Here is an 11,819-nt window from a genome sequence, read left to right as displayed (position 1 = left end):
GCGAGCCGGCGGCGCAGGTGGAACCAGGTGGGCGCCGGGTCACGGAATCCGGCGCCGCGGGCACGCGCCCGAAGGTCGAGAGGCTGCGGAGCGGGCCGCCGTTTCGGGGGCGGCCCGCGCCGTCGGCTCAGTGGATCAAGCGACCTTCAGGGTGTTGTCGCCCTGGTTCCAGTTGCACGGGCACAGCTCGTCGGTCTGCAGGGCGTCCAGCACGCGCAGCACTTCCTGCGGGTTGCGGCCGACCGAACCGTCGGTGACGTAGACGAAGCGGATGATGCCTTCCGGGTCGACCAGGAAGGTGGCGCGCTGGGCGACGCCGTCTTCGCTGAGGATGCCCAGGGCCGAGGTCAGGTCCTTCTTGATGTCGGCCAGCATGGGGAACGGCAGGTCGCGCAGGTCCTTGTGGTCCTTGCGCCACGCCAGGTGGACGAACTCGCTGTCGGTGGACGCGGCCAGCACCTGGCAGTCGCGGTCCAGGAACTGCTGGTTCAGGTCGCCGAAGCCCTTGATCTCGGTCGGGCAGACGAAGGTGAAGTCCTTCGGATAGAAGAACACCAGCAGCCACTTGCCCTTGTAGGTGTCGTTGTCGATGTCCGCGAAGGCGGTGTCGAGGTTGTCGATGCCGACGGTGGCCTTGACCTTGAATTTCGGGAACTTCTCGCCGATCGAAAGCATGCGGGTATCTCCTGGATGGGATGGGATGGGTGGTAAAGGGGGGCGCGACAGGATCAACACGTCGCTAGGCACAACCTATGCTGCGTATGTTGCGCTACAGCAATTGATTACTGAAATGAATTGTTCCTATTATGCCGATAGCCATCCTCAATTGACAGCCCGGCCATGAACCTTCGAGACCTCAAATATCTGGTCGCGCTCGCCGATCACAAGCACTTCGGCCGCGCCGCCGCGGCCAGCTTCGTGAGCCAGCCCACGCTTTCGACCCAGATCAAGAAGCTTGAGGACGAACTGGGCGTGTCGCTGGTCGAACGCGCGCCGCGGCGGGTGATGCTGACCCCGGTCGGGCGCGACATCGCCGAGCGCGCGCGCAAGGTCATCGCCGACGTCGAACAGATGAGCGAGATCGCGCGCCGCAGCCAGGACCCGGAGGCCGGCACGGTGCGGCTGGGCCTGTTCCCGACCCTCGGCCCGTACCTGCTGCCGCACGTGGTGCCGAACCTGCGCAAGCGCTTCCCGCGCCTGGAGCTGCTGCTGGTCGAGGAGAAGACCGACCAGATCCTCGCCCGCCTGCGCGACGGCCGCCTCGACGCCGGCCTGCTGGCGCTGCCGATCCACGACGACCAGCTCCACGTCGAGCCGCTGTTCGACGAACCCTTCATCCTGGCGGTGCCGCAGCAGCATCCGATGGCCGCGCGCGACAGCCTCGACCTGCACGATCTCGACGACCAGCACCTGCTGCTGCTCGAAGAGGGCCACTGCCTGCGCGACCAGGCCCTGGACGTGTGCCGCCTGGCCGGCGCCGACGAGCGCGACGGTTTCCGCGCCACCAGCCTGGAAACGCTGCGGCAGATGGTCGCCGCCGGCGTCGGCATCACCCTGCTGCCGACCCTGGCGGTGCAGCCGCCGGTGCCGAACTCGCCCGACATCCGCCTGCTGCGCTTCAGCGGCACGCCGCCGCACCGGCAGATCGGCATGCTGTGGCGGCGCAGTTCGGCGATGTCGGACTTCCTGCTGCAGTTGGCCGACGAACTGCGCAAGCTGCCGGCCTCGCTGCTGCAGCCGCCGGTCGCCGGCGGCAAGCGCAAGCCGGCGCGCGAGGTGCGCTGAGCGGGCGCGGTTTCGCTAGCGCGGGTGTCCGGCAACGCCCCGTTCGAGCCGGCGCCGGCCCTGCCATCCAAGGCGTTCGAGCACGGGGCGGCGTGGACAAGCGCGGCGTCCGCCGGCGCGGCCCCGAGCGAACCACGCGCCGACCGGGCGAGCCCTCGCCACGACGCGATCTTCGCGTTGCCTGACGGGCGTCACTGGCAGCGCGCGGCGACCGCGGGGACGATGGGCGCCCCATTCCGGAGCCTTCGCGCATGACCCAGCGCATCGTCCTGCTGATGATCGACCGTCCCGCCGATTGGGAATACGGGCCGCTCGCCGGCGCCGCGCATGCCTGGTTCGGCATCGACGTGATCAGCGCCAGCATCGACGCCGCGCCGCTGACCACGATGGGCGGGCTGAGCCTGCAGCCGCAGCGGCGCCTGGCCGAACTCGATCCGGGCGACGGCGAGCTGTGGGTCGTGCCCGGCAGCCCGTTGTGGGACGAAGCGCCCGCGCCGGCGCCGATCGTCCAGGCCTTGCGCGAGCGCGCCGCGCGCGGCGGCGCCATCGCCGGCATCTGCGGCGGCACCCGCGCGCTGGCCGCGGCGGGGCTGCTCAACGAGCGCGCGCACACCAGCAACGAACCCGGCTATCTCGACGCGGTGCCCGGCTACAGCGGGCAGGCGCATTACCGCGAACAGGCCTGCGTCAGCACCGGCGGAATCGTAACCGCGCCGGGCACCTCGCCGGTGTCCTTCGCCGAAGCCTGCCTGTGGCTGGTCGCGCCGGAGCAGGCCGACGGCATCGCCCAGATGCGGGCGATGTTCGCGCGCGATTTCGCTTGAGGCCGCGTACGCGAGCGGGAATGCGAAACGGAGAATCGGTTCGGGCGCCAGCCAGTCGCGCGGGCGCGGATCGCGACGCCCGCGTTTTCGCCGTTGCCTAATCGCGCCGTTTCGTAGCCGCGCCGTTGCCTAGCCGCGCCGTTGCCTAGCCGCGACTCCCGGCTTCACGCCACGCCGATCGGACAACTCACGCCGGTGCCGCCCAGGCCGCAGTAACCGGCCGGATTCTTCGCCAGGTACTGCTGGTGGTCGTCCTCGGCGTAATAGAACTCCGGCGCCGGCGGGGCCGTGATCTCGGTGGTGATTTCGCCGAAGCCGGCCTCGCGCAACCTGGCCTGGAACGCGTCGCGGCTGGCCAGGGCGGCGCGGTACTGGCTGTCGTCCTCGCAATAGATCGCCGAACGGTACTGGGTGCCGGCGTCGTTGCCCTGGCGCATGCCCTGGGTCGGATCGTGGCTTTCCCAGAACACCTTGAGCAGGTCGTCGAACGCGATCTTGGCCGGGTCGTAGACCACCAGCACGGTCTCGGCGTGGCCGGTCTGGCCGCTGCAGACTTCGCGGTAGGTCGGGTTCGGGGTGTAGCCGCCGGAATAGCCGACCGCGGTGACCGCCACGCCCGGCAGCGACCAGAACTTGCGCTCCGCGCCCCAGAAGCAACCCAGCCCGAACTGCACCCGCGCCAGCCCGGGATACGCATCGCGCAGCTTGGCGCCGCTGAGGTAATGGGCGTTGTGCAGCGGCAGCGGCGTGTCGCGGCCCGGCAGCGCGTCTTCGCGCTGCGGCATGCGCTGCTTGAACGCGCCAATACCGGGAATGAAGGAACCGGTCATCGTCTGCCTCCGTGTGCGGGCTGTGGCGGTATCGCCGCCGTGGCAATGAAATGCGGCGCAGGTCGCAGGATTCAAGGCCGGCGAGCGGCGGCGCGGCTTGTCCGCGCCCGCGCGCGGCGGGAAGCTCGACACTGCGCCGGCGCTCGCCGGCCGCCGCGCCCTGCCCCCGCCTGCCGCAAAGGATGCCCGCGATGCCCGCACGCCCCGCCGTCCGCCCGAATCCCGGCCTCGCTACGGTCGCGAACCCGCCCTCCCGCAGCGCCCGCTGGCGCGGGTGCGCCCTGGCGCTCGCCCTGCTCGGCCTGAACGCCGCGCCGGCGCTAGCCGCCGACGAATTCGGCAGCGACTGGGACGACCCGCGCACCGCGGATCCGGCGGTGGCGCGGCCGGATACGCGCAGCTGCACGGTGCCGATCCTCGACACCGCGTTCGCCGATTTCGAATGGCACCTGGGCCAGATCGCCCCGCCCGCGGCCTGCCCCGGCCCGTGGAGCAAGGTGGTGCTGGAGATGGACGGACAGGTCAAGGGCGTGCAGTACGACCGCCTCGGCCATATGGAAATCGGCGGCGTCACCGTGTTCTCCACCAGCACCCCGGAGCCGTCGCGCGACGGCATCGCCTGGCACGTGGAGAAGGACCTCAGCGACTACGCCGCCCTGCTCAAGACCCCGCAGCAGGTGCGCATGGCGCTCGGCAACGTGGTCAACGACACCTACACCGGGGTGATCTACGTGCAGGCGCGGGTGGTGTTCTACAACGCCGACCGCCGCCATCCCGCGGTCGCCAGCGCCGACCGGGTCGCGCCGCTGGCGAACGCGCGCCGCGACGGCGGCGACCTGGTCGGCGACTACACCCTGCCGGCCAACGCCACGCGCTGGCTCGGCGAGGTCTACGCCACCGGTTCCGGCGGCGGTTGCGAGGAGTTCTGGTACTTCACCGCGCCGCCGGAAGCGAACTACTCCTGCCCGGCCCAGCACGGCTCCTACCGCGAAGTGCAGGTGCTGATCGACGGCCGCGTCGCCGGCATCGCCATGCCGTATCCACACATCTACACCGGCGGCTGGTCGAACCCGTTCCTGTGGTACGTGCTGCCGGCGCCGCGCGCGTTCAACATCGAACCGATCCGCTACGACCTCACCCCGTTCATCGGCCTGGTCAACGACGGCCGCGCGCACGAGGTGCGCTTCCGCGTCGCCAACCTGCCCGACGGCGCCTCCGGCTGGACCTTGCAACCGAACCTGCAGGCCTGGACCGACCCGCGCCGCGGCGCCACCGGCGGGCGCCTGCTGAGCTACGAGCTGACCCCGTTGGCGGCGCGTTCGAACTACAGCGCGAAGCCCGACGGCACCTTCCAGGTCGACACCCGCGGCGGCCACCGCCTGCGCGCGACCGGCTATGTCGATACCGCCAAGGGCCGCGAATACACCACGGTCGAGCGCATCGTCGGCAACGACGGCCTGCACACCTGGGGCGCGGACGAGAATCCCGACGGGATCAAGGCGCAGTGGAACGACACCCAGACCGTGACCCGGCTCGGCCGCGGCCTGCCGACGGTGTCGACGCTGGCCCAGCGCTTCGGCTTCGACGGCGCGATCCGCGTGGTCCCGTCCGGCAGCGCCCAGCGCATCGTCACCACGATGAAGATCTTCGACGACGCCGACCTGCTGCAGAGCCCGGGCCGCGGCCAACCGGCGGCGGCGCAGGTCAAGCGCAACCGCTTCGAAGGCGAAGCCGGCTGGAACTACGGCGTGCCGCGGCCGGAGCGGCACGCGACCGGGCATTCGACCCAGCGCCACCGCAGCTACGGCACGCAGGGCTGCTACGACCGCGAGATCTCGCAGCGCAATGGATTCATCGAAACGGATCGGTATCGCTGCGGGACGCCTTGAGCGTCGCGGCCGCGTTTCTTCGCGCTTCGGCGTGGAGAAACGCGGCGGGTCGCGGATGGCGCCGGCCAGTGCGGTGGCGCGGTCGCGGCTCGCGCCGCTCCTACAGGGGCGGTGGGTGCGTCGGCCGCTCCCTGTAGGAGCGGCGCGAGTCGCGACCCCGGGCTTTCGCGCCCGCGCCGCAACCTCGATCAATAACGCAGCAACGAATGCACCGGCGCCTCGCCGCTCCAGCGCGCGCGTCCGTTCAGCGCCGGCAGTTCGATCAGCACGCTGGCGCCGACCAACACCGCGTCCAGGCGCTCGACCAACTCGCGCGCCGCCGCCAGGGTGCCGCCGGTGGCCAGCACGTCGTCGACGATCAGGGTGCGCTCGCCGGGCTTGAGCGCGTCGCTGCGCGCCTGCAGGCTGTCGCGGCCGTATTCCAGCTCGTACTCCACCGTCACCAGCGGCGGCGGCAGCTTGCCCGGCTTGCGCAGCGGCACGAAGCCGGCGTGCAGCTTCTGCGCCAGCGCCGCGCCGAAGATGAAGCCGCGCGACTCGATCCCGCACACCGCCTGCACGCCGCTGCCCTGCCAGGGCTCGGCCAGCGCGTCGATGCAGCGGGCGAAGCCGCCGGCATCGGCCAGCAGCGGGGTGACGTCGCGGAAGGTGACGCCGGGCTTGGGAAAATCCGCGACGCTGCGGATCAGGCGCTGGATCGGGACGAGGGAATCGGTCATCGGGGCATGGGCAACTGAAGGAATGACGGGATTGTGCGCGCCGGCGGCGTCGGCGCGCGTCAACGCGGCTTGCGCGCGAACAGCGGCTGGTCGCCGCGCGCCAGTCCCAGGAAGATGCCGGCCAGCGACAGGCCGATGCCGAGCAGCTCCAGCCCGCCGAGCCGCTTGTGGAAGATCAGCACGTCCCAGACATAGGCCAGCAGCGGCTGCAGCAGCAGGCACAGGCCGACGATGCCGGCCGGCAGCAGCGGCATCGCCCGGCCGATCACCAGCCAGCCCAGCACCTGGGCGATGGCGGCGTAGGCGGCCAGGATCAGCCAGTCGTGCGCGCTTTGCGGCCACATGCTCTCGCCGCCGAGCGGCACGGTCAGCCCGAGCACCAGCACGCAGCCCAGGCACAGCCACCACTGCAGCGCCTCGTTCGGAGTGTCGCCGCGGCGCGCCTGGGCGGCGCGGAAGGCCAGCAGGAAACCGCCGTAGGCCAGCGCCGCGGCCAGGCCGAAGAACACGCCGAGACGGAAGCGCGCGTCCATGTGCTCCCAGCCCGGCGCCAGCAGCAGCGCCAGCCCGACCAGGCCCAGGCTCAGGCCGACCCACAGCTTCCAGCCGGCGCGCTCGCCGAGGAACAGCGCGCCGGCGCCGGCGAGCACGAACACCTGGAAATTGGCCAGCAGGGTCGACAGGCCGACCCCGACATAGACGATCGAGCGGTGCCACATCCACAGGTCGAAGGCCATGAACACCGCGCTCAGCATCACCAGGCCCAGCACCCGCGGCTGCGGCCGCCACAGCCGCAGGCGTTCGCGCCGCCACGGCTGGCCCAGCAACAGCAGCAGGATGATCGCGGCCAGGCCCATGCGCCAGAACGCCGAGGCGCCCGGGCCGATGTCGACCCAGCGCACGAACACCGCCGAACTGCTGATCACGCTGGCGCCGAGCAGCATCTGCAGCAGCGGCGCGCCGGAGCCGGCGGCGGGGGCGGACGACGAGGCGGACGACGAGGCGCTCATGCGCGCCTCCGGGCGCCGCGGCGGTGCGCGGCCGCGGGCGCGAGGGTCGGCGATGCGAATGCGATAGGTGCGAATGCGATAGGTGCGAAGGCGATAGGTGCGAATGCGATAGCCAGGAACATGGCGAAACTCCGATGGTCCATCCGCGGCACGCCGCGGACGGAGCGTCCGGCGCGGGCCGGCCGGCGCTCGCCGGCCGCGCCGCAGCGAGCGCGAGGGGGTCGGGAAGGGGGTGGTGGACGCCGGAACGGCACCGGCGCGGCCGCGATCCGGGCCGCGGCAGGCGTCTCAGGCGCCCAAGCGAGCGGCGCCGGCGCCGCTCAGGCCGGCAGCCACGCCGGCGGCGGCATCGCCGCCTGCGGCTCCGGCTCGGGCGGCGGCGGGTCGCCCAGGGCGAGCGCCTGGACCACCTCGTCCGCCTGCGGCCAGGCCGCGTCCGGCACGCACACCTGCACCGCGCCGAACAGCGGCAGCTCGCCCATGCCGCCGATCAGGGCCTCGCCGCGCAGGAACACCGGGATTCCGGCGTCTTCCAGCGCATGGCGGACCAGATGGGCGTCGATCAGGTGGGCGGCTTCGTAGACGACTCGCATCGTCGCGTCCTTCGGCCGGCAGGCCAGGCGGGTCTGCGGCCAGCATACGCCGCAACCGCGCGCCGCACGCACCCACTTTCGTCATGTCCGCGCGCTGAAAGCGTCCCGGTCGCGCAACGATCGGCGAGCCGGCACGACCGGCAAACCGGCCCGCCGGCGCGGCGCGCATGGCCGGCCGCCCAGGCACGCCGGCGCCGCACCGGCTAAACTCCCGTTTCTCCCTTTTCCGAAGATGCCGCGCCGCATGTCCGCCGATCCGTCCCGCCTTGCCCCCGAAACCCCGACCGATGCCGCCCCGGCGCAGAAGCAGGATTTCGTCCGCCAGATCGTTCGCGACGACCTGGCCAGCGGCAAGCACCAAGCGGTGCGCACGCGCTTCCCGCCCGAACCCAACGGCTACCTGCACATCGGCCACGCCAAGGCGATCTGCCTGGACTTCGGCGTCGCCCGCGAGTTCGGCGGCCGCTGCAACCTGCGCTTCGACGACACCAACCCGGCCAAGGAAGACCCCGAGTACGTCGAGGCGATCCAGGACGACGTGCGCTGGCTCGGCTTCGACTGGGCCGAACTGCGCCACGCCTCGGATTATTTCGAAGTGTTCTACCTGGCCGCGCAGAAGCTGATCCGCCAGGGCGACGCGTTCGTCTGCGACCTCAGCGCCGAGGAAGTGCGCGCCTACCGCGGCAACCTCACCGAGCCGGGCCGCAATTCGCCGTACCGCGACCGCAGCGTCGAGGAAAACCTCGACCTGTTCGCGCGCATGCGCGCCGGCGAGTTCGCCGACGGCGCGCGCACCCTGCGCGCGAAGATCGACATGGCCTCGGGCAACATCAACCTGCGCGACCCGGCGCTGTACCGGATCAAGAAGGTCGCCCACCAGAACACCGGCGACGCCTGGCCGATCTACCCGATGTACGACTTCGCCCATTCGCTCAGCGATTCCTGCGAAGGCATCACCCATTCGCTGTGCACGCTGGAGTTCGAGGACCACCGCCCGCTGTACGACTGGTGCGTGGCCAAGGTCGACCTGCCGAACTCGCCGGAACTGCTGGCGCCGCTGCTGGCCAAGGGCCTGCCGAACGAAGCCGCGATCCCGCGCCAGATCGAGTTCTCGCGCGCCAACCTCAACTACACCGTGATGAGCAAGCGCAAGCTCATGGTGCTGGTGCAGGAACAGCTCGTCGACGGCTGGGACGACCCGCGCATGCCGACCCTGCAGGGCATCCGCCGCCGCGGCTACACCCCGGCCGCGATCCGGCTGTGGGCCGAGCGCCTCGGCGTGAGCAAGCAGAACTCGGTGATCGACTACTCGGTGCTGGAAGGCTGCCTGCGCGAAGACCTCGACGCGGCCGCGGCGCGGCGCATGGCGGTGATCGATCCGCTCAAGCTCGTCATCACCAATCTGGACGATGCGCACGAAGAGTCGCTGCACTTCTCCAACCACCCGAAGGACGAGCGCTTCGGCGCGCGCCAGGTGCCGTTCTCGAACCAGCTGTGGATCGAGCGCGAGGACTTCGAGGAAGTCCCGCCGAAGGGCTTCAAGCGCCTGATCCCGGGCGGCGAAGTGCGCCTGCGCGGCGCCGGCATCCTGCGCTGCGACGAAGTGATCAAGGACGAGGCGGGTCGCGTGACGGAACTGCGCGGCACGCTCGACCCCGAGTCGCGCCCCGGCATGGCCGGCGCCGACCGCAAGATCAAGGGCACGATCCACTGGGTCAGCGCGCGCCACGCGGTCCAGGCCGAGATCCGCCTGTACGACCGCCTGTTCGACGTCGCCGCGCCGGACGACGACAGCGACGGCAAGACCTACAAGGATCACCTGAATCCGAACTCGCGCCGCAGCGTCGTCGGCTACGTCGAGCCGTCGGCCGCGCAGGCCGCGCCGGAGCAGGCGTTCCAGTTCGAGCGCGTCGGCTATTTCGTCGCGGACCGCTACGACCACCGCAGCGATGCGCCGGTGTTCAACCGCAGCGTGACCCTGCGCGACACCTGGGCGAGCAAGGAATGAGCGCGCAGCCATGAGCACGAAGATCCAGAACCCGCTGACCCGCCAGGTGCAGCTGCTGCTGCCGGACTGGATCGACGAAGCCGTCGACCGCAGCCGCGTCTACGCCAGCGACGAGGACAAGGTCGCGCTGGCGGTGGAACTGTCGCGGCGCAACGTCGAACTGCGCACCGGCGGCCCGTTCGGCGCGGCGGTGTTCGACGGCCACGGTCGCGTGGTCGGCGTCGGCGTCAACCGGGTGGTGCCGCAGAACTGCTCGGTGGCCCACGCCGAGATGATGGCCTTCATGTGCGCGCAGACCGCGGTCAGCCAGTTCCGCCTCAACGAGCTGGGGCCGATGACCCTGGCGACCTCGGCGCAACCGTGCTGCATGTGCTACGGCGCCAGCTTCTGGGCCGGCATCAACAACCTGCTGATCGGCGCGCGCTCGGAAGACGTGATGCGCCTGACCGAGTTCGACGAAGGCCCGCTGCCGGCGGACTGGATCGGCGAACTCGAACGCCGCGGCATCGCCGTGCGCCGCGACCTGCAACGCGAGGCCGCGTGCGAGGTGCTGCGCAAGTACGGCGAGAGCGGCGTTTCGTATTGAACGACGGCGGCTGCGGTCGCTGCGGCCGACGCCGTAATCGCGCAGCCGCAACCTGTAATCGCTTAGCCGTAGCCACCCCAAGCGTCGCCGAAAGCCCCAAAACACCGTCATTCCGGCGAAAGCCGGAACCCATTTTGATTTTGCTCTTGCGGTCCCAATCGAAAGCCAAAGCAACGGCAAAATGGGTTCCGGCTTTCGCCGGAATGACGGTGTCGAAAAGACCGAGCCGAAAGAACCCGGAATGACGGTGTCGAAAAGACCGAGCCGAAAGAACCCGGAATGACGGGGTCGAAAAGACCGGAATGACGGCGCCGAGCGCATCTCCTCCAAGCCGCCCCTAGCGCCGTCCACCCGACGGCCGCCGCCTGTGCTTCACTTCCCCCCACCCGCCCCCGAGCCGCGCCCCATGACCGATTCCGCCCTGTTCTGCCTGTGCCGCGCCGGGTTCGAACCCGAGCTCGCCGCCGAACTGAGCGAGCGCGCCGCCAACGCCGGCCATCCCGGCTACGCGCGTACCCAGCGCAACAGCGGCTACGTCGAATTCATCGTCGAGGACGCGGCCGCCGCCTCGCGCGCGCTGCCGTGGTCGGCGCTGATCTTCGCCCGGCAGAAGCTGGTGCGGCTGGCCAACCTGAGCGGGCTCGACCCGAGCGACCGCATCGCCCCGATCCTCGCCGCGCTCGACGCTTACGGCGAGCCGGTCGCGTTCGGCGAACTGTGGGTCGAGCACCCCGATTCCGACGAGGGCAAACCGCTGGCCGGCCTCGCCCGCAGCTTCGGCAACGCGCTGCGCCCGGCGCTGCGCAAGGCCGGCTGGCTGAGCAAGCACGACGATCCGCGCAAGCCGCGCCTGCACGTGGTCTTCCTCGCCGGCGACCACGCCGTGCTGGCCCAGGCCGATCCCGACGACGGCGCGCCGTGGCCGCTCGGCATCCCGCGGCTGAAGATGCATCCCGACGCGCCCAGCCGCTCCGCGCTGAAGCTCGAGGAAGCGCTGCTGACCCTGCTGACCCCGGACGAGCGCGAGCGCCGCGTGCGCGACAACATGCAGGCCGCCGACCTCGGCGCCGCGCCGGGCGGCTGGACCTGGGTGCTGATGCGCAACGGCATGAAGGTCACCTCGGTCGACAACGGCCCGCTGCGCCAGGCCCTGCTAGACAGCGGCCGGGTCGACCACCTGCGCGCCGACGGCTTCACCTGGCAACCCAAGCGCACGCTCGACTGGATGGTCTGCGACATGGTCGAGTCGCCGGCGCGGGTGGCCGAGCGCATGGCCACGTGGTTCCGCGAGAACTGGTGCCGGCACGCGATCTTCAACCTCAAGCTGCCGATGAAGAAGCGCTGGGAAGAAACCCGCGTGTGCCTGGAAGCGTTCGAATACCAGACCCACCGGCCGATGATCGTGCGTGCGCGCCAGCTCTATCACGACCGCGAAGAAATCACCGTATTCGCCGCGCCGCGCTGAGCGCGCGGCCTGTCGCTGCAGGAACAATCGCGATCCCGCGCCGTCGCGGGACGGCGGCCGGCGCGCCGCTCGGAGACGCTCGCGCCGCACGCCGCGACGTTCATGCCGCC

General features: G+C 70.9%; 11 protein-coding genes. 6 read left to right on the top strand and 5 right to left on the bottom strand.

Features of this window, described 5'->3' with window-relative positions; genetic code table 11:
• Nucleotides 1-135: 135 nt before the first annotated feature.
• Nucleotides 136-675 carry a peroxiredoxin gene (locus RDV84_RS13540; RefSeq protein WP_057948623.1) on the bottom strand — a complete coding sequence of 180 codons (540 nt, stop codon included), beginning with the start codon at nucleotides 673-675 and terminating at the stop codon, nucleotides 136-138.
• 165 nt (nucleotides 676-840) lie between these two features.
• Here RDV84_RS13540 and oxyR point away from each other — a divergent pair, with 165 nt between their 5' ends.
• Both oxyR and RDV84_RS13530 read left to right on the top strand, forming a co-directional pair.
• Nucleotides 841-1,785 carry a DNA-binding transcriptional regulator OxyR gene (gene oxyR / locus RDV84_RS13535; protein WP_309150654.1) on the top strand — a complete coding sequence of 315 codons (945 nt, stop codon included), beginning with the start codon at nucleotides 841-843 and terminating at the stop codon, nucleotides 1,783-1,785.
• Nucleotides 1,786-2,036: 251 nt separating this feature from the next.
• Nucleotides 2,037-2,609: a DJ-1/PfpI family protein gene (locus RDV84_RS13530; protein WP_309150653.1), complete on the top strand. Its 573-nt coding sequence runs from the start codon at nucleotides 2,037-2,039 to the stop codon at nucleotides 2,607-2,609.
• A 164-nt stretch (nucleotides 2,610-2,773) separates the two neighbouring features.
• Here the strand turns inward: RDV84_RS13530 and msrA are convergent, their stop codons facing one another.
• Nucleotides 2,774-3,424 (bottom strand): peptide-methionine (S)-S-oxide reductase MsrA, encoded by a 651-nt coding sequence (gene msrA, locus RDV84_RS13525; RefSeq protein WP_309153729.1) that lies wholly within the window; start codon nucleotides 3,422-3,424, stop codon nucleotides 2,774-2,776.
• 206 nt (nucleotides 3,425-3,630) lie between these two features.
• Between msrA and RDV84_RS13520 the strand changes: the two genes are divergently transcribed.
• Nucleotides 3,631-5,328: a peptide-N4-asparagine amidase gene (locus tag RDV84_RS13520; RefSeq protein ID WP_309150652.1), complete on the top strand. Its 1,698-nt coding sequence runs from the start codon at nucleotides 3,631-3,633 to the stop codon at nucleotides 5,326-5,328.
• Between the two features lie 188 nt (nucleotides 5,329-5,516).
• On the opposite strand, the gene RDV84_RS13515 is transcribed toward RDV84_RS13520, so the two are convergent.
• From RDV84_RS13515 to RDV84_RS13505, 3 genes are all read right to left on the bottom strand, one after another.
• The gene (locus RDV84_RS13515; protein WP_057948626.1) at nucleotides 5,517-6,047 is read right to left on the bottom strand and encodes an adenine phosphoribosyltransferase; all 531 of its coding nucleotides are present in this window, start codon (nucleotides 6,045-6,047) and stop codon (nucleotides 5,517-5,519) included.
• Between the two features lie 59 nt (nucleotides 6,048-6,106).
• A complete protein-coding gene (locus RDV84_RS13510; protein ID WP_309150651.1) occupies nucleotides 6,107-7,057 on the bottom strand; it encodes an EamA family transporter in 951 nt (316 codons plus the stop codon).
• A gap of 320 nt (nucleotides 7,058-7,377) precedes the next feature.
• Entirely contained in the window at nucleotides 7,378-7,650 is a 273-nt protein-coding gene (locus RDV84_RS13505) for a putative signal transducing protein (RefSeq protein WP_309150650.1), read from the bottom strand.
• Nucleotides 7,651-7,894: 244 nt separating this feature from the next.
• On the opposite strand from RDV84_RS13505, the gene RDV84_RS13500 reads away from it, so the two are divergent.
• The 3 genes from RDV84_RS13500 (at nucleotide 7,895) to rlmM (ending at nucleotide 11,709) form a co-directional block, all read left to right on the top strand.
• On the top strand, nucleotides 7,895-9,658 hold the full coding sequence (locus RDV84_RS13500) for a glutamine--tRNA ligase/YqeY domain fusion protein (RefSeq protein WP_057950235.1): 1,764 nt from the start codon (nucleotides 7,895-7,897) through the stop codon (nucleotides 9,656-9,658).
• A 10-nt stretch (nucleotides 9,659-9,668) separates the two neighbouring features.
• The gene (locus tag RDV84_RS13495) at nucleotides 9,669-10,244 is read left to right on the top strand and encodes a nucleoside deaminase (RefSeq protein ID WP_078998235.1); all 576 of its coding nucleotides are present in this window, start codon (nucleotides 9,669-9,671) and stop codon (nucleotides 10,242-10,244) included.
• Nucleotides 10,245-10,650: 406 nt separating this feature from the next.
• Entirely contained in the window at nucleotides 10,651-11,709 is a 1,059-nt protein-coding gene (gene rlmM, locus RDV84_RS13490; RefSeq protein ID WP_309150649.1) for a 23S rRNA (cytidine(2498)-2'-O)-methyltransferase RlmM, read from the top strand.
• Nucleotides 11,710-11,819: the final 110 nt, after the last annotated feature.

The sequence above is a fragment of the Lysobacter yananisis genome (assembly GCF_031199375.1).
In the GTDB taxonomy this organism is placed as follows: Bacteria; Pseudomonadota; Gammaproteobacteria; order Xanthomonadales; family Xanthomonadaceae; genus Lysobacter; species Lysobacter yananisis.
The sequence above is the reverse complement of the archived record's forward strand: the minus strand, read 5'-3'. Positions and strand labels throughout refer to the sequence as shown.

Coding starts and splice junctions, on each gene's coding strand:
- RDV84_RS13520 (WP_309150652.1), top strand. CDS start 3,631: ATGCCCGCACGCCCCGCCGTCCGCCCGAATCCCGGCCTCGCTACGGTC.
- oxyR (WP_309150654.1), top strand. CDS start 841: ATGAACCTTCGAGACCTCAAATATCTGGTCGCGCTCGCCGATCACAAG.
- rlmM (WP_309150649.1), top strand. CDS start 10,651: ATGACCGATTCCGCCCTGTTCTGCCTGTGCCGCGCCGGGTTCGAACCC.
- RDV84_RS13515 (WP_057948626.1), bottom strand. CDS start 6,047: ATGACCGATTCCCTCGTCCCGATCCAGCGCCTGATCCGCAGCGTCGCG.
- RDV84_RS13540 (WP_057948623.1), bottom strand. CDS start 675: ATGCTTTCGATCGGCGAGAAGTTCCCGAAATTCAAGGTCAAGGCCACC.
- RDV84_RS13530 (WP_309150653.1), top strand. CDS start 2,037: ATGACCCAGCGCATCGTCCTGCTGATGATCGACCGTCCCGCCGATTGG.
- RDV84_RS13495 (WP_078998235.1), top strand. CDS start 9,669: ATGAGCACGAAGATCCAGAACCCGCTGACCCGCCAGGTGCAGCTGCTG.
- RDV84_RS13500 (WP_057950235.1), top strand. CDS start 7,895: ATGTCCGCCGATCCGTCCCGCCTTGCCCCCGAAACCCCGACCGATGCC.
- RDV84_RS13505 (WP_309150650.1), bottom strand. CDS start 7,650: ATGCGAGTCGTCTACGAAGCCGCCCACCTGATCGACGCCCATCTGGTC.
- RDV84_RS13510 (WP_309150651.1), bottom strand. CDS start 7,057: ATGAGCGCCTCGTCGTCCGCCTCGTCGTCCGCCCCCGCCGCCGGCTCC.